This window comes from Sphingomonas longa, from assembly GCF_016892685.1.
Taxonomy (GTDB): Bacteria; Pseudomonadota; Alphaproteobacteria; order Sphingomonadales; family Sphingomonadaceae; genus Sphingomonas; species Sphingomonas longa.
Map to the genome: position 1 here is coordinate 1 of NZ_JAFEMC010000006.1, position 22,186 is coordinate 22,186.

23 protein-coding genes and 1 tRNA gene are annotated in these 22,186 nt (G+C 67.8%); 13 read left to right on the top strand and 11 right to left on the bottom strand.

Annotated elements, in window-relative coordinates; genetic code table 11:
• Positions 1-1,317 (bottom strand): DEAD/DEAH box helicase (locus ILT43_RS16870; protein ID WP_204200157.1); only part of this gene is annotated, 1,317 nt, incomplete at its 3' end.
• Positions 1,318-1,569: 252 nt separating this feature from the next.
• On the opposite strand from ILT43_RS16870, the gene ILT43_RS16875 reads away from it, so the two are divergent.
• Complete coding sequence (locus ILT43_RS16875; RefSeq protein WP_204200158.1) at positions 1,570-2,571, top strand: fumarylacetoacetate hydrolase family protein; 1,002 nt, start codon at positions 1,570-1,572, stop codon at positions 2,569-2,571.
• Positions 2,572-2,647: 76 nt separating this feature from the next.
• Here ILT43_RS16875 and ILT43_RS16880 read toward each other — a convergent pair whose 3' ends face one another.
• Positions 2,648-2,824: a hypothetical protein gene (locus tag ILT43_RS16880; RefSeq protein ID WP_204200159.1), complete on the bottom strand. Its 177-nt coding sequence runs from the start codon at positions 2,822-2,824 to the stop codon at positions 2,648-2,650.
• A 257-nt stretch (positions 2,825-3,081) separates the two neighbouring features.
• Between ILT43_RS16880 and ILT43_RS16885 the strand changes: the two genes are divergently transcribed.
• The 4 genes from ILT43_RS16885 to rarD all read left to right on the top strand — a co-directional run bounded on the left by ILT43_RS16885 (position 3,082) and on the right by rarD (position 8,024).
• Positions 3,082-4,365 carry a 3-methyl-2-oxobutanoate dehydrogenase (2-methylpropanoyl-transferring) subunit alpha gene (locus tag ILT43_RS16885; protein ID WP_204200160.1) on the top strand — a complete coding sequence of 428 codons (1,284 nt, stop codon included), beginning with the start codon at positions 3,082-3,084 and terminating at the stop codon, positions 4,363-4,365.
• Between the two features lie 226 nt (positions 4,366-4,591).
• On the top strand, positions 4,592-5,599 hold the full coding sequence (locus ILT43_RS16890; protein WP_204200378.1) for an alpha-ketoacid dehydrogenase subunit beta: 1,008 nt from the start codon (positions 4,592-4,594) through the stop codon (positions 5,597-5,599).
• Positions 5,600-5,602: 3 nt separating this feature from the next.
• On the top strand, positions 5,603-6,976 hold the full coding sequence (locus tag ILT43_RS16895; protein WP_204200161.1) for a dihydrolipoamide acetyltransferase family protein: 1,374 nt from the start codon (positions 5,603-5,605) through the stop codon (positions 6,974-6,976).
• A gap of 151 nt (positions 6,977-7,127) precedes the next feature.
• Entirely contained in the window at positions 7,128-8,024 is an 897-nt protein-coding gene (gene rarD, locus ILT43_RS16900) for an EamA family transporter RarD (protein WP_204200162.1), read from the top strand.
• Here the strand turns inward: rarD and ILT43_RS16905 are convergent.
• Complete coding sequence (locus ILT43_RS16905) at positions 8,011-8,733, bottom strand: carboxylesterase family protein (protein ID WP_204200163.1); 723 nt, start codon at positions 8,731-8,733, stop codon at positions 8,011-8,013. The two genes, rarD and ILT43_RS16905, sit on opposite strands and share 14 nt — an antisense overlap.
• A 61-nt stretch (positions 8,734-8,794) precedes the next feature.
• Here ILT43_RS16905 and ILT43_RS16910 point away from each other — a divergent pair, with 61 nt between their 5' ends.
• Positions 8,795-9,559, top strand: coding sequence for an enoyl-CoA hydratase/isomerase family protein (locus tag ILT43_RS16910; RefSeq protein ID WP_204200164.1), 765 nt, complete (start codon positions 8,795-8,797; stop codon positions 9,557-9,559).
• 157 nt (positions 9,560-9,716) lie between these two features.
• On the opposite strand, the gene gorA is transcribed toward ILT43_RS16910, so the two are convergent.
• Positions 9,717-11,066, bottom strand: coding sequence for a glutathione-disulfide reductase (gene gorA, locus ILT43_RS16915; protein ID WP_204200165.1), 1,350 nt, complete (start codon positions 11,064-11,066; stop codon positions 9,717-9,719).
• Positions 11,067-11,210: 144 nt separating this feature from the next.
• On the opposite strand from gorA, the gene ILT43_RS16920 reads away from it, so the two are divergent.
• Positions 11,211-11,861, top strand: coding sequence for a PAS domain-containing protein (locus ILT43_RS16920; protein ID WP_204200166.1), 651 nt, complete (start codon positions 11,211-11,213; stop codon positions 11,859-11,861).
• On the opposite strand, the gene ILT43_RS16925 is transcribed toward ILT43_RS16920, so the two are convergent.
• The 3 genes from ILT43_RS16925 to pgi are packed head-to-tail and all read right to left on the bottom strand — an operon-like array spanning position 11,839 to position 13,939.
• A complete protein-coding gene (locus tag ILT43_RS16925) occupies positions 11,839-12,009 on the bottom strand; it encodes a hypothetical protein (RefSeq protein ID WP_204200167.1) in 171 nt (56 codons plus the stop codon). The genes ILT43_RS16920 and ILT43_RS16925 overlap by 23 nt on opposite strands.
• 38 nt (positions 12,010-12,047) lie before the next feature.
• Positions 12,048-12,437 (bottom strand): DUF4174 domain-containing protein, encoded by a 390-nt coding sequence (locus ILT43_RS16930; RefSeq protein ID WP_204200168.1) that lies wholly within the window; start codon positions 12,435-12,437, stop codon positions 12,048-12,050.
• A complete protein-coding gene (gene pgi / locus ILT43_RS16935; RefSeq protein WP_204200169.1) occupies positions 12,434-13,939 on the bottom strand; it encodes a glucose-6-phosphate isomerase in 1,506 nt (501 codons plus the stop codon). The genes ILT43_RS16930 and pgi overlap by 4 nt, the downstream gene beginning before the upstream one ends.
• A 111-nt stretch (positions 13,940-14,050) precedes the next feature.
• Between pgi and lepB the strand changes: the two genes are divergently transcribed.
• From lepB to ILT43_RS16960, 5 genes are all read left to right on the top strand, one after another.
• Entirely contained in the window at positions 14,051-14,902 is an 852-nt protein-coding gene (gene lepB, locus ILT43_RS16940; protein WP_204200170.1) for a signal peptidase I, read from the top strand.
• The gene (rnc, locus tag ILT43_RS16945) at positions 14,857-15,561 is read left to right on the top strand and encodes a ribonuclease III (protein WP_204200379.1); all 705 of its coding nucleotides are present in this window, start codon (positions 14,857-14,859) and stop codon (positions 15,559-15,561) included. The genes lepB and rnc overlap by 46 nt, the downstream gene beginning before the upstream one ends.
• A 93-nt stretch (positions 15,562-15,654) precedes the next feature.
• Positions 15,655-16,170, top strand: a complete 516-nt coding sequence (locus ILT43_RS16950) for a YciE/YciF ferroxidase family protein (RefSeq protein ID WP_204200171.1) — start codon at positions 15,655-15,657, stop codon at positions 16,168-16,170.
• A 76-nt stretch (positions 16,171-16,246) separates the two neighbouring features.
• Positions 16,247-17,146 carry a GTPase Era gene (era, locus tag ILT43_RS16955; protein ID WP_204200172.1) on the top strand — a complete coding sequence of 300 codons (900 nt, stop codon included), beginning with the start codon at positions 16,247-16,249 and terminating at the stop codon, positions 17,144-17,146.
• Positions 17,147-17,340: 194 nt separating this feature from the next.
• Entirely contained in the window at positions 17,341-18,480 is a 1,140-nt protein-coding gene (locus tag ILT43_RS16960; RefSeq protein WP_204200173.1) for a glycosyltransferase, read from the top strand.
• A gap of 32 nt (positions 18,481-18,512) precedes the next feature.
• Here the strand turns inward: ILT43_RS16960 and ILT43_RS16965 are convergent, their stop codons facing one another.
• Genes ILT43_RS16965 through yajC form a run of 4 tightly spaced genes read right to left on the bottom strand, consistent with a single transcriptional unit; the run spans position 18,513 to position 21,857 of the window.
• A complete protein-coding gene (locus ILT43_RS16965) occupies positions 18,513-18,887 on the bottom strand; it encodes an Mth938-like domain-containing protein (RefSeq protein WP_204200174.1) in 375 nt (124 codons plus the stop codon).
• Positions 18,888-18,911: 24 nt separating this feature from the next.
• On the bottom strand, positions 18,912-19,898 hold the full coding sequence (secF, locus tag ILT43_RS16970) for a protein translocase subunit SecF (protein ID WP_204200175.1): 987 nt from the start codon (positions 19,896-19,898) through the stop codon (positions 18,912-18,914).
• A gap of 10 nt (positions 19,899-19,908) precedes the next feature.
• Positions 19,909-21,516, bottom strand: a complete 1,608-nt coding sequence (gene secD, locus ILT43_RS16975) for a protein translocase subunit SecD (protein WP_204200176.1) — start codon at positions 21,514-21,516, stop codon at positions 19,909-19,911.
• Positions 21,516-21,857 carry a preprotein translocase subunit YajC gene (gene yajC / locus ILT43_RS16980; RefSeq protein WP_211534582.1) on the bottom strand — a complete coding sequence of 114 codons (342 nt, stop codon included), beginning with the start codon at positions 21,855-21,857 and terminating at the stop codon, positions 21,516-21,518. The genes secD and yajC overlap by 1 nt, the downstream gene beginning before the upstream one ends.
• A gap of 182 nt (positions 21,858-22,039) precedes the next feature.
• On the opposite strand from yajC, the gene ILT43_RS16985 reads away from it, so the two are divergent.
• Positions 22,040-22,116, top strand: a tRNA-Pro gene (locus tag ILT43_RS16985).
• Positions 22,117-22,186: the final 70 nt, after the last annotated feature.

Sequence of the window (22,186 nt, forward strand, 5' to 3'; positions counted from 1 at the left end):
ACCGCCGGCCGGGCGACCGCCGCGGCTGGCGTTGGCGTAGTTGCGGCCGGTCGCGCCGGTGTGCTGCGGCGCGTGGGTGGCGCGCGGCTTGGCGGGGCCGCGCTGCTGGCGGGGGCGGTCGGCGCGGGCGGCGGGATCCTCGCCGATCGCCTTGACGCGCTGCGACTTGATCGCGTTCGCCTTGTTCTGGAAATCCTCGGGCAGAGCCTGGACCGGGATCTTCTGGCGCGTGGTGCGCTCGATATCGCGCAGGTACGGCCGCTCGTCATCGGCGCAGAACGCGATGGCGATGCCCGATGCGCCGGCGCGCGCGGTGCGGCCGATGCGGTGGACATACTGTTCCGGCACGTTCGGCAGTTCGAAGTTGACGACGTGGCTGACGCCCGAGACGTCGATGCCGCGCGCCGCAATGTCGGTCGCGACGAGGATGCGGACGCTGCCCGACTTGAACTCGCCGAGCGCGCGCTCGCGCTGTCCCTGGCTCTTGTTGCCGTGGATCGCGTTCGCGGCGATGCCGTTGCCGGCCAGCAGCTTCACGACGCGGTCCGCGCCGTGCTTGGTGCGGGTGAAGACCAGCGCGCGGTCGATCGCCGCATCCTGCAACGTCAGCGTCAGCAGCGCCTGCTTCTCCGCCTGGTTAACGAAGATGACGTGCTGGTCGACGCGCTCCGCCGTCGTGGCGGCGGGCTTGACCGAGACGGTCGCCGGCTCGTGCAGGAACTGGCTGGCCAACTCGCGGATCGAGGTCGGCATGGTCGCCGAGAAGAACAGCGTCTGGCGCTTGCGCGGGACCATCTTCACGATGCGCTTCAACGCGTGGATGAAGCCCAGGTCGAGCATCTGGTCGGCCTCGTCGAGGACGAGGATCTCGATCATCGACAGGTTGACGAAGCCCTGCTCGACCAGATCAATCAGGCGGCCCGGCGTGGCGACGAGGATGTCGACGCCGCGGCTCATGTCCTGACGGTTCTTGTTGATGCTGGTGCCGCCAAAGACGGTCGCGACCGACATCTTCGAGAACTTGCCATAGTCGCGCGCGCTGTCGGCGATCTGGCTGGCGAGTTCACGCGTCGGGGCGAGGACGAGCATGCGGCAGTGGGTCGGCAGCACGCGCTTCGGCGCGGCGGCCATGCGCTGGATCGACGGCAGCGTGAACGCCGCGGTCTTGCCGGTGCCGGTCTGCGCGATGCCGAGCAGGTCGCCGCCCTCCAGCACGGTCGGAATGGCCTGCGCCTGGATCGGCGTAGGGGTGGAATAGCCCTTGGCTTCGAGCGCGCGGACGAGCGGCTCGGACAGGCCGAGATCGATAAAGGACATGGGGTAACCTTAGAACAGATGCCAAGGCCGCGCGCACGGATGCGCTCGCTTGGCGGGGGAAATTGACACCCCGCGTGAGTAGGGAAGCCGTTGGCTGGACCGAGACGGAGCCCGAACCGATAAAGGTCCGATCACGCTGCATGACGCCTCGATGGTGCGCCAAATACGCTGCACCGCGGAAAAGTCAAGCTGCGCTTGTCGGACGCGAGGGTCGGACGTACCCTTCGAGTCAAACAAGGAGAGGTCCCCCACATGAAACTCGCCAGCCTGAAGCATGGCCGTGACGGCAAGCTCGTCGTGGTGTCGAACGACCTCGCCTGGTGCGCGGATGCCGGCCACATCGCCCCGACCTTGCAGGCGGCGCTGGACGACTGGGACCGGCTGGAGCCGGACCTGCGCAATCTGGCGACCGATCTGGAGCATGAGGTGATCCCGCGCGATCGCTTTCACGAGCACGCCGCCGCGGCGCCGTTGCCGCGCGCCTACCAGTGGGCGGACGGGTCCGCGTACGTGAACCACGTCGCGCTGGTGCGGCAGGCGCGGGCGGCGGAGATGCCGGACAGCTTCTGGCACGATCCGCTGATGTATCAGGGCGGGTCGGACGGGTTCCTGGGGCCGCGCGACGCGATCCCGCTGGCGGACGAAAGCTGGGGCTGCGATCTGGAGGCGGAGGTGGTGGTCGTCACCGGCGACGTGCCGCTGGGCGCGAGCCGCGACGAGGCGCTGGCGGCGGTGCGGCTGGTCGGGCTGACCAACGACGTGTCGCTGCGCAACCTGATCCCCGGCGAACTGTCGAAGGGGTTCGGCTTCTTCCAGTCGAAGCCGGCGAGCGCCTTTTCGCCGGTGTTCGTGACGCCGGATGCGCTGGGCGACTGGTGGCGGGACGGCAAGCTGCACCGCAAGCTGAACGTCGACCTGAACGGCCAGCCGTTCGGGCGCGCCGAGGCGGGCGAGGACATGAATTTCGACTTCAGTACGCTCGTCGCGCACGCGGCGAAGACGCGCAGGCTCGGCGCGGGGACGATCGTCGGGTCGGGCACGGTGTCGAACCGCGGGCCGGACGGCGGACCGGGCAAGCCGATCGCGGAGGGCGGCGTCGGCTATTCGTGTCTGGCGGAGGTTCGCACGATCGAGACGATCACCGGCGGACAGGCGGTGACGCCGTTCCTGAAAAAGGGCGACACGGTGCGGATCTGGGCGGAGGACGACCGCCATCATCCCATCTTCGGGGTGATCGAGCAGACCGTGGAGTGATCCGAAGGGCGCTTTCGATCAAGGGCAGGGCGCGAGCGCCACGGCCGGGCGTGACGGGACGCCCGGCCGGCCCGGCTTAGGCTCCGTTGACTTTCTGCCCGGCGTTGCCGCCCTCGTCATCCTTGGCCGAGGCGGTCTTCTTGGCGCCGGTGCGGGTGCCGCCGCCCCGGCCCGTGCCAAGGCTGCCGCGGGCGCCGTCGCCGCCCTTGGTCGTGATCGCTCCGGGATTACCGCCTGCGCCTTTCTGTGCCATGTCCTATCTCCTGTGTCCGATGCGTTTCGAACAGGCACGGCGGTCGACAGTTCCTTTGTTTTACAATAGCATAAGTTAGATAGAGGCCGCGGAAACAGCGATGTTGCCGCAGGCTGGTGGAGGGCGCGCGAGCCGCTCGGCACAGGCGGAGTGCAGGCGCAGCACCGAACGACGCTTGAAATTTTATTTCAAAGCGGCAAGAGGGTCGGGAGGTCGCGAGGGGAACAGCCCCGTGGCCGTCGTAGATGGAGAGACGAGTGGCCGATCCGACGCGCGCCAACCTGCCCCGGTTGTCCCTGCACGTGCCCGAGCCGAAGTTCCGGCCCGGCGACGCGGTCGATTTCGTCGGCGTCGAGGTGCCGCCCGCCGGCTCCGCACCGCGCCCCGATACCGCCGCCTCGCCGCGCGACTTCACCGAACTCGCCTATACGATGGTCCGGGTGCTGGACGAGGACAACCGCGCCGTCGGTCCGTGGGACCCGCGCCTGTCCGCCGACACGCTGCGCCGGATCTTGCGCCACATGGCGCTGCTGCGCGCGTTCGACGAGCGGATGTTTCGGGCGCAGCGGCAGGGGAAAACCAGCTTCTACATGAAGGCAACGGGCGAGGAGGCGGTGTCGGTCGCCGCTGCGCATGCGCTGGATTACGAGGATATGTGTTTCCCCTCCTACCGTCAGCAGGGGCTGTTGATCGCGCGCGACTGGTCGCTGGTCGACATGATGAACCAGATCTATTCGAACAAGGGCGACCGGCTGCAGGGCAAGCAGTTGCCGATCATGTATTCGGCGAAGGAAGCCGGGTTCTTCTCGATTTCCGGCAACCTGACCACGCAGTACCCGCAGGCGGTGGGCTGGGCGATGGCCTCCGCCGCGAAGGGCGATACGCGCATCTCGGCGGTGTGGTGCGGCGAAGGATCGACGGCGGAGGGCGACTTCCACTCGGCGTTGACGTTCGCGACGGTGTACCGCGCACCCGTCATCATGAACATCGTCAACAACCAGTGGGCGATCTCCAGCTTTTCCGGTTTTGCGGGCGCGGAGGCGACGACCTTCGCGGCGCGCGCGGTGGGGTACGGGATCGCCGGACTGCGCGTCGACGGCAACGACGCGCTCGCGGTCTATGCGGCGACGCAGTGGGCGGCGGAGCGGGCGCGGACCAATCAGGGGCCGACGCTTATCGAGCATTTCACCTATCGCGCCGAGGGGCATTCGACCTCCGACGATCCGACGCAATATCGCTCCGCCGGTGAGCCGACCGCGTGGCCGCTGGGCGATCCGATCCGGCGGCTGAAGGATCACCTGATCGCGCTGGGCGAGTGGGACGAGGAGCGGCACGCCGCGCAGGACCGCGAACTCGCCGAGCAGGTGAAGGCGGCGCAGAAGGAGGCCGAAAAGAACGGCATCCTCGGTCACGGTCTGCACCAGCCGCTGGATACGCTGTTCGACGGCGTGTTCGAGGAGATGCCGTGGCACCTTCGCGAGCAGCAGGCGCAGATGATGGCCGAAGAAGCGGCGAGCGGCCGGCCGTGGGACCGGAAGTGATGCTGCATAGCTCCCTCTCCCCTTGGGAGAGGGAAGGGTCCCGCGCGGCATCGCCGCGTGGGAAGAGTGAGGGCAGTCCGTACGGCTGTCCTGCCCTCACCCTTCCGCCGCTTCGCGGCTCCCTCCCTCTCCCGACGGGAGAGGGACAATGAGTGAAGCCATGACTGATAACGACGTTCAGAACGACACCGCCGCGGACATCGCCGCAGACGGCGACACCACCCGCATGAACATGATCCAGGCGATCAATTCCGCGCTGGACGTGATGATGGCGCGCGATCCCGACGTGATCGTCATGGGCGAGGATGTCGGCTATTTCGGCGGCGTGTTCCGCGCGACCGCCGGGCTTCAGGCGAAGTTCGGCAAGACGCGCGTGTTCGATACGCCGATCACCGAATGCGGCATCATCGGCGTTGCGGTCGGCATGGGCGCGTACGGGCTGCGGCCGGTGCCGGAGATCCAGTTCGCCGACTACATCTACCCCGCGCTCGACCAGTTGGTCAGCGAGGCGGCGCGGCTGCGCTATCGCTCGGCGGGGGAGTTCACGTCGCCGATCACGGTGCGGTCGCCGTTCGGCGGCGGCATCTTCGGCGGGCAGACGCACTCGCAGTCGCCGGAGGGTATCTTCACGCACGTGTCGGGCGTGAAGACGGTGATCCCGTCGACCCCCTACGACGCCAAGGGCCTGTTGATCGCGGCGATCGAGGACAACGACCCGGTCATCTTCTTCGAGCCCAAGCGCATCTACAACGGCCCGTTCGACGGATACTGGGACCGACCGTCGCAAAACTGGTCGAAGCATCCCGCCGGTGAAGTGCCGACCGGCTACTACCGCGTCGATCTGGGCAAGGCGAAGGTGGTGCGGCCGGGCGAGGCGCTGACGATCCTGGCGTACGGCACGATGGTCCACGTCTGCACCGCGGTCGTCGCGGAGGCGGGCGTCGACGCGGAGATCATCGACCTGCGGACGCTGGTGCCGCTCGACATCGAGACGATCGAGGCGTCGGTGCGCAAGACCGGCCGCTGCATGATCGTGCACGAGGCGACGCGCACGTCCGGCTTCGGCGCGGAGCTGTCGGCGCTGGTGCAGGAGCGATGCTTCTACCATCTGGAGGCGCCGATCGAGCGCGTGACGGGGTTCGACACGCCGTACCCGCACAGCCTGGAATGGGCCTATTTTCCGGGGCCGGTGCGCATCGGCGAGGCGCTCAAGAAGATCATGAAGGACGCGTAGGACATGGCACGTTTCACCTTCCGCCTCCCGGACATCGGCGAAGGCATCGCCGAGGCCGAGATCGTCGCCTGGCACGTCCGCATCGGCGAGCGCGTCGAGGAAGACCAGAACATCGCCGACATGATGACCGACAAGGCGACGGTCGAGATGGAGTCGCCGGTGTCCGGCACCGTCGTCGAACTGGCGGGCGAGGTCGGCGATCAGGTCGCGATCGGTGCGGCGCTGGTAGTGATCGAAACCGACGTCGATGCCTCCGCCGAGGAAGCGCCGGCGCTGGGGCCGGTCGATGTCGAACTGAAGGCCGCCCCTGCGTCGAGCGAGCAGGAGGAGGTCGCCGAGCAATATGAGGCGGAGAATCCGGGTGTGGAGGAGGTGGTTTCCTCTTCTCCGCTCCCTCTTGGGGAGGGGCCGGGGATGGGTGGTGAGTCTCCCAGCGGCCTTGCCAAGCCCCTACCCACCCCCAACCCCTCCCTGAAAGGGAGGGGAGAAGACGCGAGAGACGCGCCGGTCCTCGCATCCCCCGCTGTCCGTGCCCGCGCGAAGGACCTCGGCGTCGACCTGTCGCAGGTGAAGTCGGACTCCGATCGCATCCGTCATTCCGACCTCGACGCGTTCCTGCGCTACGGCACGGATCAGGGCTATGCAGCGCCGGGTGCGAGCCGCGCGCGGCCGGACGAGGCGATCCGCGTCATCGGCATGCGGCGCAAGATCGCCGAGAACATGGCGGCGGCGAAGCGCAACATCCCGCACTTCACCTATGTCGACGAGATCGACGTGACCGAGCTGGAGCGGGTCCGCGCCGACCTGAACGACCATCGCGGCAACCGGCCCAAGCTGACGCTGCTGCCGCTGATGATCGTGGCGATGTGCCGGACGCTGCCCAAGTTCCCGATGCTCAACGCGCGCTATGACGACGAGGCGGGCGTGGTGACGCGCCATGGTCGCGTGCATGTCGGCATGGCGGCGCAGACCGACGCCGGGCTGACCGTGCCCGTCATCCGCGACGCGCAGGACCGCAACGTGTGGCAGCTCGCGACCGAGATCGTGCGGCTGGCGGATGCGGCGCGGGCCGGCAAGCTGAAGCCGGACGAACTGGGCGGCGGCACGATCACCGTCACCTCGCTCGGTCCGCTCGGCGGCATCGCGACGACCCCGGTCATCAATCGGCCCGAGGTCGCGATCATCGGCCCGAACAAGATCGTCGAGCGTCCGGTGTTCCGGCCGAACGGTCAGGGGGGCGACGACATCGTCCGCGCGAAGTTGATGAACCTGTCGATCAGCTGCGATCACCGCGTCGTCGACGGCTGGGACGCCGCCAGTTACGTGCAGGCGCTGAAGAAGATGCTGGAAACGCCGGTGTTGCTCTTCGCGGACTGAGGGATGGGGAGTCGCCGCACCACCCACCGTCATGCCGGGACGCGCCCGGCATGACGTAGGTATCCCTCGCGGCGGTGCCTGCCCGGCACTCCCTTGGCGTCGGCAAGACCAACTTCGTTGCGGTGCAGCGCAGAAGCGGCGATGAGGGTGCATGGCCTCTGCACCCCCCGATCGCGCCGCGCCCTGGCTGGGGGTCAGCGCCTATGTCCTCTGGGGACTGTTGCCGCTCTATCTGAAGCTGTTGAAGGACGTGCCGGCACTTCAGGTCTTGAGCCACCGCGTGGTGTGGTCGCTGCTGCTGCTGGGCGTGATCGTCGTGGCGCTGGGGCGGTTGCGCGGGATCGCGGCGGCGGCGCGGGGGCGGACGCTGCTCTTGCTGGTCGCGAGCGCCAGCCTGATCGCGGTGAACTGGTTGGTGTACATCTGGGCCGTGCAGAACGGCCATGTGCTGGAGGCCAGCCTCGGCTATTTCATCAATCCGCTGGTCAACGTGGCGCTCGGCGTCGCGGTGCTGGGGGAGCGGGTGTCGCGCGTGCAGAAGGTGGCGGTCGCCGTCGCTGCGGTGGGCGTCGTCGTGATGGCGGTGGCGGGGGGCGGCGCGATCCTGATCTCGCTGACGCTGGCGCTGAGCTTCGGCACCTATGGGTTGATCCGCAAGGTGGCGGCGATCGACGCGCTGGGCGGATTGACGGTGGAGACGCTGATCCTCGCACCCGCGGCGCTGGCGGTGCTGGGCTGGGCGGCGCTGCACGGACAGGGCGCGTGGGGCACGGACACGCGGCTCGATCTGCTGCTGGTGCTGGCGGGCGCGGTAACGGCGGCGCCGCTGTTGCTGTTCGCAGTGGCGGCGCGGCGGATGAAGTACACGACGCTGGGATTGCTCCAGTATATCGCGCCGACCTTGCAGTTCGCGGAGGCGGTGCTGCTGTTCGGCGAGCCGCTGCGCTGGGTCCACCTCGTCACCTTCGCGCTGATCTGGGGCGGGTGTGCGCTGTACGCGAGCGACAGCCTGCGCAGCGCGCGACGGGTGCCTGCTACCGCGAGTTGACCCGGCGCTGCTCGCTGATCCAGCGCCACAATGCGGGATCGTCATAGGCGGGCACCCATGAAAAATGGTCGGTGTCCGGATAGACGGTCAGGCGCGGCGCAACGCTGCCGCGGCAGGCGCGGACGGCCTCCACCATCTCGAAATCGCCGCGGACCGGCACCGCCTCGTCGCGGTCGCCGTGCAGCGCCCAGATCGGCAGGTCCTTCAGCGTGCAGGCGGCGTCGGTCGGCGTCTTCGCCGCAACGGGCGCGATCGCCGCGAACAGCGCCGGATGCGCCAGCGCCCAGCGCCATGTCGCCATCCCGCCGAGCGACAGGCCCGTCAGGTAGATGCGCGCATCGTCGACGCGGTAGGTGCGGCGCAGGTCGGCGAGCAGTCGGTCGAGCTTCGCCACATCCCAGTCCCCCTCCGGCAGTTGCGGGGAGGCGATCAGCATCGGCGTACCGGGATGCTTGGCGACGACCGCCGGCGGCCCCCATTTCGCGACGACGGACACGTCGGTGCCGCGCTCCCCCGAGCCGTGGAGGAAGATCATCAGCGGCCAGCGGGTCCGGCGATCATCCGTATAGCCGCGCGGGACGAACATCTGGAAAGCATAGTCGCCGGTGCGATAGGCGATATGCGGCGTCTGGCCGACGATCGGCCCGGCCGGTTCGACGGCACCCGCGGTCGTGGCGAACAGCGCGGCAGCCATCAGCAGCTTGTTCATGCATCCTCTCCCCGATTTTCGAACAGCTTGGCATGGCGGCGCGCGGCGGTACAGTGGCGGCATGACCGTCACCACCAGCCGCGACGGGCATGTCGTGATCGTCAGCTTCGCCCGCCCGCCGGTGAACTTTGCAGACCTGACGATGATCGCGGCGATCGGGGCGGCGTTCGACGCGGCGGATGCCGATCGCGACGTGCGCGCCATCGTGCTGCGGTCGGAGGGGCGGGTATTCTGCGCGGGTGCGGATCTGGTCAACGCCAATCCGGTGGCCGACGGCGTCACGGCGGAGCGCAACCCGTTCTACGTCGCGGCGGCGCGGCTGTTCGCGGTGAAGACGCCCGTCGTGTGCGCCGTACAGGGCAGCGCGGTCGGCGCGGGGCTGGGCCTGTCGCTGGTCGCGGACTTTCGCGTCGGCACGCCGGACGCGCGGTTCGTGGCGAACTTCGTGCAGATCGGCTTTCACCCCGGCTTCGGCATCTCCGCGGTGCTGGAGCGGGTGATCGGGCGTCAGCGCGCGAACCTGATGTGCCTGACCGGCCGGCGCATCCGCGGTGACGAAGCGGCGGCGTGGGGTTTGCTCGACGCGCTGGTCGCGCCGGATGCGCTGGACTCTGGGGCGCTGGCGCTGGCGCAGGAGATCGCGGCGGGCGCGCCGCTGGCGGTGCGATCCACCCGTGCGACGATGCGCGGCGATCTGTACGCGCTGGTGACGGCGCAGACGGATCACGAACTGGCGGAACAGGCGTGGTTGCAGAAGACCGCCGACTTTGCGGAGGGTGTGCGCGCGGTGGCGGAGCGGCGGCCGGGGCGGTTCTCTGGGGAGTGAGGGTTCCCCCGCCGGAAAGGAAGAAGGGGCGACAGGAAGAAGGGGCGTCGCGGCCAAGCCGCGCCGTCGGACGGGTTCGGCGTTGCCGACCCGCCGGCCGGACCGGGGGCTGCGCTTCGCGCATCGGCACGGACGTGGCCGTGCCTGCCCCGCGGCCTCACCTCATCAAAACGAGTTCCTCCGCCATGCTCGGATGCAGCGCCACGGTCGCGTCGAAATCGGCCTTGGTCAGCCCGGCCTTGACCGCCACGGCGCAGGCCTGGATGATCTCCGGCACGTCGGGGCCGATCATGTGGATGCCGACGACGCGGCCGGTGTCGCCGTCGCACACCATCTTGTACAGCGCGCGTTCGTTGCGCCCGGCCAGCACGTTCTTCATCGGGCGGAAGTCCGACGAGTAGACCTTCACCGATCCCAGCTTCCGCCGCGCCTGCGCTTCGGTCAGGCCGACGCCGGCCAGCGGCGGGTGGCTGAAGACCGCGGCGGGCACGCATTCGTAATCGACCGTGGTCGGCTTGCCGCCATAGACGGTATCGGCGAACGCCTGTCCCTCGCGGATCGCCACGGGCGTCAGCTGGATGCGGTTGGTAACGTCGCCGATCGCGTAGATCGACGGACAGGTGGAGCGGTTGTCGTCACCGACCTTGATCGCGCCCATCTCGTCCAGCTCGACGCCGGCGCTCTCCAGCCCGAGTCCCTCCGTATTCGGACGGCGACCGGTGGCGAACATCACGCAGTCGACGATGACCGGATCGTGGTTGGCGAGGCTGACCTTGAGGCAGCCGTCCTCCAGTTTCTCGATCCCCTGGAACGCTGCGTCGAACTTGAACTCGATCCCCTTCATCATCGAGATCTGAAGCAGGCGGTCGCGAATCTGCGCATCATAGCCGCGCAGGATTTCCTGGCTGCGGTTGGCGAGGATGACGTGCGCGCCGAACTGGTGGAAGATGCCAGCGAACTCATTGGCGATATAGCCGGCGCCGGCGATCAGGATACGCTTCGGCACGGCGTCGAGGTGGAATGCCTCGTTCGAGGTGATGCCGTGTTCGTGGCCGGGACATTCCGGAATGGCCGGATGCGCCCCGACCGCGACGAGGATCCGCTCCGCCGTCTTCTCGGTGCCGTCCGCCAGTCTCACGCTGTTGGGGCCGGTGACGACCGCGCGTTGCGGGATGATGTCGACCTTATGCGTCTCCAGCGTCTGCGTGTAGGCGCCGTTGATCCGGTCGACCTCCTTCAGCACGTTGTCGCGCAGTCGCTGCCACGAGAAGCTGCACGGGCTGGGCACGTCCCAGCCGAAATGCTGCGCATCGCGAAGATCCTCGGCGAAATGCGCGCCGTAGACGAGCAGCTTCTTCGGGACGCATCCGCGGATGACGCAGGTGCCGCCGACCCGGTACTCCTCCGCCACCGCGACGCGCGCGCCGTGCGCGGCTGCGACCCGGCTGGCGCGCGTACCGCCGCTGCCAGCGCCGAGGACGAAGAGGTCATAGTCGTACTGAGGCATGGGGGTCCTTCCGATGAGCCGTCACATGGCGCGGGCATCGGAACGGGGCAAGGGGCCCCGGCAGCATACGTTGCCAACCTATGTCCGGTTAACATGGGTTGGCACGTCGGCCGCCCGGGCGTAGATGACTTTAGTGGTACGACAATGCTGATAGGTCATTCAGTTTCCGACGCGGATGGCCGCATCCTGACGATGGACCGGGCGCTGTGCGACCTGTTGCAGCGGCCAGAGCGCCTACTTGTCGGCATGAACTACGCCGACTTCACGCATTCCGGGGACGTGGTGCGAAACCGCAGCGCCGTCGATGCACTGACGATCGGTCAAGGCCCGCTGCGGGTCCGCAAGCGCTATGTTCGTGGTGACGGCACGCTGGTCTGGTGCGAGGTCTATGTGTCGCGCTTGCAGTCCGGCGCGGTAGGGCGTCTGGTCGGTACGATCCATCGCATCGGGCAGGGTGAGCAGGCCGAGGGGCCCGAGCGGCTGTGGCATGCCGCGCGCGAGATCGCGAAGATGATGCAACTGCGCCGCGCCGAGCTGGGCGACGACCTGTTCGCCGATCACGCCTGGGGTATCCTGTTGCAGACCTATCTGGCCGAAGCCGAGGGGAGGCTGATCCGTGCGGAGGAGTTGGCGGACGCGACGACGATGACCGCTGGGATGGCGGAACGATGGCTCAATGCGCTGGAGGCGAAGGGCTATATCGATCGGGATTGCCGGGAGAGCGGTATCGTGCAGCTCAGCCACGCCGGTGTGGCGCGCGTCGAGCGGTTGCTCAGCGCGTCGGCGGTGGCATAGCCTGGCCGCTGCCCGCGTCCAGCAGGTCGAGCGCGTGGCCGAGATGCGCAGCGACGATGAAGAGCTGTTCCGAATCGAGAATGTCGAGCGCTTCCACGATCAATCGACGCGCGTTTGCAACCCGGCTGCCGGGCCCTTCCATGGCCATATCTTCACCTGTCCCTTGTGGCTGGGCCGGGGGTCGCATCAGCGACGTCCCGCGCGGCGCATCGGCATCGCGTCTATCCGCGACTGAATGGATTCGGCGAGGATCGGTTCCCCGGATCGAACCGCCACGTGCCCGTCCTTGCCGATCAGGATCACCGCGAAACGTGCGGCTGGCAGCGCGTAGGTGTTACGGATCGCAGCCGCATCGTCCCTGACGCCGGTAACGCGGTCGCCCGCTACCTCGACCACCGTCACATCCCGGTCGGCGGCACCGTCCCACCCGCCGAGCGCGCGCCGCTGCGCCAGGAAAGCGGGATCGTCGGCACGCGGCGCGGCGACCACCAGCACACGCCGTTCCCACCGCAGATCGGCGATGGCCGGCCCGGCGGCGGCGGCGGCCGCGGCGGCGAGCGCCAGCAGGGCCGTCATCCGTTCAGGCCGGCGGCGAGACCGGCGCGGCGGATCAGGTCCTGCGTCGACACGTCGAAATCACCGCCGCCCTGATCCGCGGCCTTTGCCATCTCCTTGCCCAGTTCGACGCCGAACTGGTCGAAGCTGTTGATGCCCAGCAGTACGCCGTTCACGAACACGCGGTGCTCGTAAAAGGCGATCAGCGCCCCCAGCGTCCGTGCGTCGAGCGTGTCGAGCAGCAGCGTCGACGACGGCCGGTCACCCGAATAGCTGCGCGCCGGATCGTCGGCCTGCTTGCCCTTCATCAGCGCCGCACCCTGCGCGAAGGCGTTCAGCAGCAACTGGCGGTGATGATCCTCCGCCAGCGTGTCGTACTGTTCGATGACCGCGATGAATTCGACGGGCACCAGATGCGTGCCCTGATGCAGCAACTGGAACACCGCATGCTGCGCGTCGGTGCCGACGCCGCCCCAGGTGATCGCCGCGGTCGGGCGACCGACCGGCTGGCCATCGACCGTCACCGCCTTGCCGTTCGACTCCATCTCCAGCTGCTGAAGGTAGCTGGGCAACAGGCGCAGGCGCTCGTCATAGGCGAAGGGCGCGCGCGTCTCCGCGTGGCGGACCTGTGTGTAGTAGAGGTCGGCGAAGGCGGCGAGCGCGGGTGCGTTCTCGTGCAGCGCGGACAGGCGGAAATGCCGGTCCATCTCGGCCGCACCCTCCAGCAACTCCTCGAACTTGTCCCAGCCGAGCGCGATCGCGGCGGGGAAACCGATCGACGACCACAAGGAGTACCGACCACCGACGCCCTCGCTGAACGGTAGCACCCGCGTCTCGTCCACGCCCCATTCGACCGCCTTGTCGGGCGATGCGGTCAGCGCGATGACCTTGCCGTACGGGTCCTCGACATTGTGCTCGGTCATCCACTGGATCGCCGAATTGGCGTTGAGCATCGTCTCCGTCGTGGTGAAGGTCTTCGATGCGATCACCAGCAGCGTGGTCGCGGGATCGAAGCGGTCGAACGCATCCTCCAGCGCGATGCCGTCGACGTTCGACACGATCGCCACGTCGTACCGGCGATCGTCGCGCCCCAGCGCATCGACCAGCAGGTGCGGCCCCAGTGCGGAGCCACCGATGCCGACGTGCAGGACGGAGCGGATTTCGCCGAGGGCACCCGCCTCGATCGCGTCAATCAGCGCGCGCATGCGGGCGTGATATTGCCGGGCCCGCGCGACGCTGTCCGCCTTGCCCTCGCCACGTTCGGCGGTGTGCTCGACCGGGCGGTCCTCGGTGACGTTGACATGCTCGCCGCCGAACATCGCATCGCGCTTGCCGGCGAGGTTCCGGGCCTTGGCCAGCGCGGCGAAGGCGTCGATGGCGTCCTTGGTCAGGTGCGTCTTCGACCAGTCGAAGTGGATGCCCGCAGTGTCGAGCGTCAGCAGGTCGAGTCGAGAGGGGTCGGCGTCGAACAGTTCCAGCAGCGTGGAAGAGGGTAGCGCCTCGATGGCCGACCAGTCGCTCATGAAACCTCCGGGGGATAATCGTTTCGGGTTTGTCGCTAGCGGGGACGCATGGGACGCGCAAACGATCCGGCCATCTTGACGCCGCCAACGGTGCACGCCACGCCTTAAATCATGGCCAAAGCTCCATCCGGCAAGCCGCTCTCCGGCAAGCAGCGTTCGGAAACGAACGAGACGATCCGCTTCCTGCTGAAGCTGGCGCTGATCGTGTTCGTGTTCCGCAGCTTCATCATCGCGCCGTTCTCGATCCCGTCGGAATCGATGCTGCCGCGGCTGTTGATCGGCGACTACCTGTTCGTGTCGAAGTGGAACTACGGCTATTCGCGCTGGTCGCTGCCATGGGGCGTGCCTCTGATCCCCGGACGCATCTTCGGATCGGTGCCGGAGCGGGGCGACACCGTCGTCTTCCGGTCGCCCGACCCGGAGCCCGGCGATACCGATCCGGCGCACGACGACCACGACGTCATCAAGCGCGTCATCGGCCTGCCCGGCGACACGATCCAGGTGCGCGGCGGTCAGGTGATCCTGAACGGCAAGCCGATCCCGAAGCAGCGGATCGCCGACTTCACGCTACCGCTGACACCCAATTTCGACGCGACGCATTGCGAGTCCGACTTTCAGGACACCGACGCGGCGGGCCAGCCGATCTGCCGGTATCGCCAGTATCGCGAGACGTTGCCCGGCGGGCGCAGCTACCGCGTGCTCGACCAGCGCGACATCCCGGAGGCGGACGATACCGGCCTCTACACCGTCCCCGCCGGCAACGTGTTCCTGATGGGCGACAACCGCGACGATAGCGCCGATAGTCGTTTCGCCGCCCCGCGCGGGATGGGCTACATCCCGCTGGAGCGGATCGAGGGCAAGGCGATGGTCGGCTTCTTCTCGACCGACGGGTCGGCGGAATGGCTGAAGCCGTGGACATGGTTCTCGGCGGCGCGGTGGGAGCGGATCGGAGAAGGCTTCTGACGCCGCCGCTGGAAGACTGGCTGGCCGGCCTGTTCGGCCGGGTGCCCGCCGATCTGGTGCCGTTCAACCGCGCGCTGACGCATGGCAGCCACGCGACCGAGACGTATCAGCGACTGGAGTTTCTCGGCGATCGCGTGCTGGGCCTCGTCATGGCCGAATGGCTGTGGGAGCTGTTCCCGCAGGAGCCGGAGGGACAATTGTCCAAGCGGCTCAACGCGCTGGTGACCGGCGCAGTCTGCGCGGAGGTGGCGCGCGAGCTGGGCGTGCGCGATCATCTGCGTCTCGGCAAACAGGCGCGCGACGACGGCGCGTCGAACAGCGACAATGTGTTGGGCGACGTGATGGAGGCGCTGATCGGCGCGTGGTATCGGGAGGCGGGGCTGGAGCCCGCACGGGCTCTGATCCACCGCGCCTGGGGTTCGCGGCCGACCGCGCCGATGCAGCGTCACCCCAAATCGGCGCTGCTGGAATGGACGGCCGCCAATGGCCGCGCGCCGCCGGTTTATACCGTGGTCGATCGCTCTGGCCCCGATCACGCGCCGCGCTTCACGATCGCGGTGACGGTCGGCAAGGCGCTGTCCGCGACGGCCACGGGGCGCAACAAGCAGGAAGCGGAGATCGCGGCGGCGGCGGCGCTGCTCGAACACGTGGACGCATAGCGCCGAGCCGAGCGGTTTGTTCGGGCAAGTCACTGAACTCCCGACGCTACCGACCGTTGGACACCCATCGACACCTCCTCGGAAGGACGTATCATGGGCCTGTTCAGCAAAGACATCTCGACGTTCGACGACCTGTTCCTGCACCAGTTGCAGGACATCTATTATGCCGAGAACCAGATCACCAAGGCGCTGCCAAAGATGATCGAGAAGGCGACGGCGCAGGACCTGCGTCAGGGCTTCGAACGGCATCTGAGCGAGACGGAGACGCAGATCACGCGTCTGGAGCGCGTGTTCGACCTGCTCGGCGAGAAGGCCAAGGCGGTGACCTGCCCGGCGATCGACGGCATCATCAAGGAGGCTAACGAGGTCGCCGGCGAAATTTCGGACAAGGACGTGCTGGATGCGGGCTTGATCGCGGCGGCACAGGCGGTCGAGCATTACGAGATCGCGCGTTACGGCACGCTGATCGCGTGGGCGAAGCAGCTCGACCGGACCGAGATCGCGAGCATCCTGCAGGAGACGCTGGATGAGGAATATGCGACCGACGACAAGCTGACGCGGATGGCGACCAGCAAGATCAACGCGAAGGCGGACGCCGTTCCCGCGTGACCAATCGACGGCGCAGGGTCGGGGGGGGATAACCCCCGACCTTGTCGCTGAAGCTGTTTTCCGTCATCCGGCACCGATGGATCAGGAACAGCATTGCGGCCTCGTCGCCGTGGTCGGCGCACCGAACGCCGGCAAATCGACGCTCGTCAACGCGCTCGTCGGCCAGAAAGTGGCGATCGTCAGCCCCAAGGCGCAGACGACGCGCGCGCGCCTGATGGGCGTCGCGATCGAGGGCGATACGCAACTCCTGCTGGTCGATACCCCCGGCATCTTCGAACCCAAACGCCGGCTGGACCGGGCGATGGTTGCCGCGGCATGGGGCGGGGCGGAGGGAGCCGACGTGTTGGCGCTGGTGGTCGATGCCAAGGGCGGGCTGGGGCCGAAGGTGACCGACATCGCGGAGTCGCTGAAGGACCGGCCGGAGCCCAAGCACCTGATCCTCAACAAGGTCGATCTGGCCGACAAGGCCAAGCTGCTGCTGCACGCCGAACGCCTGAACGCGCAGGTCGCTTTTGCCGAAACGTGGTTCGTCAGTGCCGAAACGGGTGATGGTGTTCCCGAGTTGAAGAAGGCACTGGCCGCGGCGATGCCCGCAGGTCCGTGGCATTATCCGGAGGATCAGGTTTCCGACGCGACCGAGCGCGCGCTGGCGGCGGAGGTGACCCGCGAGCAGCTCTATCTGCAGCTTCATGCCGAACTGCCTTATGCGAGTGCGATCGAAACCGAAGCGTTCAAGGAGCGTGAGGACGGATCGGTCGAGATCCACCAGCAGATATTGGTCGAGCGGCCGACGCAGCGCGCGATCGTGCTGGGCAAGGGCGGCACGCGCATCCGCGAGATCGGTGCGCGGGCGCGCAACCAATTGGCGTCGCTGATGGATCGGCCAGTGCACCTGTACCTGCACGTGAAGGTGAAGCCGGGCTGGGACGAGGATCGCGAACTGTACCGCGATATTGGATTGGATTGGGTGGAGTAGGGGGCAGCCCGCGCCTTAACCCGATCCTCTCGTTGCCGTCCCACCCGGCGAAGGCCGGGGTTCAGTTGCCGATCATGCTGTGGGTCTCACTATGTGCGCCGATGCTGGCCCCCGGCCTTCGCCTGGGTGGCACGTAGTGTGGCGGCAGCAGTGACCGGGGGGGATGTTAACGTCCGCCCGCTATGCCGCCGACAATGCGCGTACTGACCCTCTCCACGCTGTTCCCCGACGCGTCTCGGCCCAATTTCGGGGTGTTCGTGGAGCGGCAGACGCGTGGGCTGGCCGCTGTGCCGGGCGTCGAGGTCACCGTCGTGGCCCCGGTCGGCCTGCCGCCGTGGCCGTTGTCGCGATCGGGGCACTATCGTTCGCTCGCCCAATTACCCCAGCGCGAGACGTGGCACGGCCTTGACGTGCATCGCCCGCGGTTCACGACGATACCGGGAACGCAGGGGCGCTGGCATGCCGCGGCGCTGGAGCGAGCGCTGGTGCCAGTGCTGGACAGGCTCCAATTCGACGTGATCGATGCGTCTTTCTTCTTTCCGGACGGACCGGCGGCGGTGGCGCTGGGGCGGCGTTACGGCGTGCCGGTGTCGATCAAGGCGCGCGGGGCCGACATTCACTATTGGGGGCGCTCGACGGCGACCGCAAAGCAGGTGCTGGCGGCGGGACGGGACGCGGACGGGCTGCTCGCCGTCAGCGCGGCGATCCGCGACGATATGATCGCGCTGGGGATGCCGGCGGAGCGGATCGCGGTCCATCGCACGGGCATCGACCGCGACCGCTTCCATCCACGCGGGCGGGTGCCGGGGCGCCGAGTGGTTGCGGTCGGAGCACTGATCCCGCGCAAGGGGCATGACGTGGTGATCCGCGCGGTCGCCTCGCTGCCCGGCGTGACGCTCGACATTGCCGGCGAGGGGCCGGAGCGGGAGCGGCTGGCGGCGCTGATCGCGTCGCTGGGCGTCGGTGATCGCGTACGGCTGCTGGGCGCGGTGCCGCATGACGATCTGCCGGCGCGGATCGCAGCGGCGGACGTGATGGCGCTGGCCTCCGCCTCCGAAGGGCTCGCCAATGCGTGGGTCGAGGCGCTGGCGTGCGGCACGCCGGTGGTGGTCACGCCCGCCGGCGGCGCGGCGGAGGTGGTCACGGCCGCGGCAGGACGCCTTGCCGAACGCACGCCGGAGGCCTTCGCGGAGGCGATCGGGGCGCTGCTCGCCGATCCGCTGCCGGTCGAGGGGGTGACGGCGAGCGTGGCCGCGTTCGGGTGGGACACCAATGCCGCGCAACTGGCGGCGCATCTGCGCAGGCTGGTGGCTGAGGGCCGTCGACGAGGCTGAGCACGAAACCGCCCGCCAGTTCCGCCGGCGGGTCAGGCGTCGAGGGGATACAGCGCGGCGGCTACGCGCCGGCCCTCGTCGCGCAGGACGCCCCAGGCACGGGCGGCGGCGCGGCTGTCCATCGCCTCTATCCCGATCCCGCGGGCGTCGAGGGCGCGGACCAGCCATTGCGGCGGGCGGGCAAGGCGGGCGCCCGTGCCGAGGATGACGAATTCCGGCGTCGGCGTCAGCGCCGGCTCCAATGCCTCGATCGACAGGTCGGCGATCGGCGGGGGCGTCCAATCGATCGCCCGGTCTTCGGTCAGCAGCAGCGCGGGAGCGACGGTGACGTCGTCCAGCCGGAAGCCGGCGGCGGTGAAGCCCCGGATCACCGGGCCGCTCGCCGGCTGGCCGCGTTCCATCCTCATCGCGCCATCCTCATCGCAGAAGGCTCAGGCGCGCGGCTCGCGCGGCGCGATGCGCTCGGCATCGCTGATACGCGTCCTGTCGGTCGTGCCCGGCTTCTCGCGGGTCGGCTCGGCCCGCAGACCCAGCGCGATCAGCAGCGACGACGACACGTAGATCGACGAATAGGTGCCGACCACGATGCCGAGGATCATCGCCGCGGTGAAGCCGCGCAGCACATGGCCGCCGAGCACCAGCAAGGCCGCCAGCGCGAGGAGGATCGTCAGCGAGGTCATGACGGTCCGCGGCAACGTCTCGTTGACCGACAGGTTGATGATCTCGCGCATCTCCATCTTGCGATAGCGGCGCATATTCTCGCGGATACGATCGTCGATGACGATCTTGTCGTTGATCGAATAGCCGATGATCGTCAGCACGGCGGCGACGATGTTGAGGTCGAACTCGAACCGCGTCAACGCGAAGAAGCCGACCGTCATCAACAGATCGTGGACGATAGCGACGATGGTCGACACGCCGAACTGCCATTCGAACCGGAAGATCGCGAACAGGCCGATGCCGAGCACGGCGAGAACGACCGCCAGCAGGCCGTTCTGGATCAGCTCGTTCGATACCTTGCCCGAAACCGTCGCGTAACGATTGAACGTCGCGCCGGGAAAGGCCTGTCCCAGCGCGGTTTCCACCTTGCGAACGACGGCGTTGGTGGCGCCCTCGTCGGCATTTTGCTGCGCGGGCAGGCGGATGGTGATCGTCCGAGGGTCGCTGGCCTGCTGGAGCTGCGCCTCACCGAAGCCTTGCGCGTTTACGACCTCGCGGACGTGGTCGAGCGAGGGAGGAGTCGGAAACTTCTCCTCGATCATCAGACCGCCGGCGAAATCGACGCCCATGTTCAGACCACGGGTGGCGACGAGTCCGATCGCGATCAGCGACAGGGCGAGCGTCAGGCCGAACGCCCATGTGCGCAGGCGGACGAAGTCGATGTTGGTGTCGTCGGGGACGAGCTTCAGGAGTTTCATGGGCCCGGCCTCAAATATTGATCGTCTTGGGCTTCGTGCGCCGGATCCACAGCGCGGTCAGCATGCGCGTGAAGGTCACGGCGGTGAAGACCGACGTTGCGATGCCGATCAGCAGCACGACCGCGAAGCCCTTCACTGGCCCGGAGCCCAGCACCAGCATGATGAAGCCCGAAATCGCGTGCGTCACGTTCGCCTCGAAGATGGTGCGGCTGGCCTCCTTGTAGCCCAGCTCGACCGCCTGCACGACGCTGCGCCCGCGATGCCGCTCCTCACGAATACGTTCGTTGATGAGCACGTTGCAGTCGACCGCGGTGCCGATCGTCAGGATGAACCCGGCGATACCCGGCAGCGTCAACGTGCCGCCTAGAAACGACAGCACGCCGAGGATTACGAACACGTTGATGACGACGGCGAGGTTCGCATAGGCGCCGAACCGGCCATAGGTCACGAACATGAACGCGACGACCAGCGCGACCGCGACCGCGGAGGCGAGGACGCCGGCACGGATCGAGTCGGCCCCGAGTTCGGGTCCGACGGTCGATTCCTCGATCACCTTTAGTGTGATCGGCAGGCTGCCCGACCGCAGCGCGATCGCGAGCTGATTCGCCGATTCGACGGTGAAGCTGCCGAAGATCGACGCGCGACCGCCAAGGATCGGCTCGTTGATCGACGGCGCGGAGATCACCGAATTGTCGAGGATGATCGCGAACCGCTTGCCCGCATTCTCCTGAGTCACGCGCGCAAATCGCGCACCACCGGGGCCGTTGAAGGTCAGGGCGACCTGCGGCGCGTTAGTCTGCGAATCAAACGTCTGTTGTGCGTCGGCGATCTGCTCGCCCGACAGGATCGTCTGTCGCTTCAGCGCGATCAGCGGGACGCCGGACGGATTGCTGGGATAGGGCAGGATGACGCTGCCGATCGGCGCCTGACGGCGGGCGATGGCGGCGGTGTCCTGATTGCCGACCTCGTCGACCAGCTTGAATTCCAGCTTGGCGGTCTTGCCGATCAGGCTCTTCAGCGCCTGCGGATCGCCAAGACCGGGGACCTGCACCAGAATGCGGTCGTCGCCCTGGCGCAGGATCGTCGGCTCACGCGTACCGAGCGCGTCGATGCGGCGGCGGACCACCTCCGTCGCGTCGTTCATCGCGGTGTTGACTGCCTGCTTCAGCCCCGCCTGGGTCGGGCGCAGCACGAAGCGGTTCGAATCGACGACCTGGATGTCCCATTCGCGCTGGCCGGTCATGCCCGCGCCGCTGCCCATGATCCCGAGCAGGCGTTCGCGCGCGGCATCGACTTGAGTCGTGTCGCGGACCATGAAGCTCAGCTGGCCGTCGCGTGTCGAGATGTCGCCGATCGCGATGCGCGGATTGCCGCGGCGCATCTCCGTCTGCACTTGATCGCGCATCGATTCGAGGCGAGTGGCTGCAAGGTCGTTCACATCCGCTTCCAGCAGCAGATAGCTGCCGCCGGCGAGGTCGAGACCGAGATTGATGTGACGCGCCCGCGTCATCCATGCGGGCGAATAGCGTTCCGGCACCAGACTCGGGACCGCGAGCGCGCATAGCGCCAGGAGCAGCCCCCAGATCGACCAGACCTTCCAGCGGGGAAAGTCGAGCATCAGTCGTTCGCCGGCTTGGCGGACAGGGGGTTCGTCACCTCGGCGATCGTCGCCTTGACAATCCGCACGCGCGTGTTCGGTGCGATCTCCACCTCGACGATGCTGTCCTCCACCTTGGTCACGCGGCCGACGATTCCGCCCGCGGTCACGACCGAGTCGCCCTTCTTCACCGCCGACACGGCATCCTGCAACGCCTTCACGCGGCGCTGCTGGGGACGGATCATCAGGAAGTAGAAAACGATGAAAACGAGGATGATAGGCGCGAAGCTGAGGAACGAAGCGATCCCGCTGGCCTGCGCGGCGCCGCCCGCGGTCTGGGCGTAGGCTGGTGAAATGAGCATGATGTCCCGACGTGACTGATCGGCCGGGCCGGGAAACCCGCCCGCGCGTTGGACAGGGCCGCTACCACCCCCCGCACGCCGACGCAATGTCGGTCAGGATCGCGGCGCTTGCATCCGCGGGCGGTGCCGCGTAGAGGCCCCGGCTCTGGACGGCACCGGATCAATCCGGCGCGGTCCTCGGTCGGGGCGTAGCGCAGCCTGGTAGCGCATCACACTGGGGGTGTGGGGGTCGCAGGTTCGAATCCTGTCGCCCCGACCAACAAATTCAACGGCTTGGCTAGATTTTTGCTTCTGTAGCCTAGAGCCAGCAAGCATCTAGCAAGCACGCC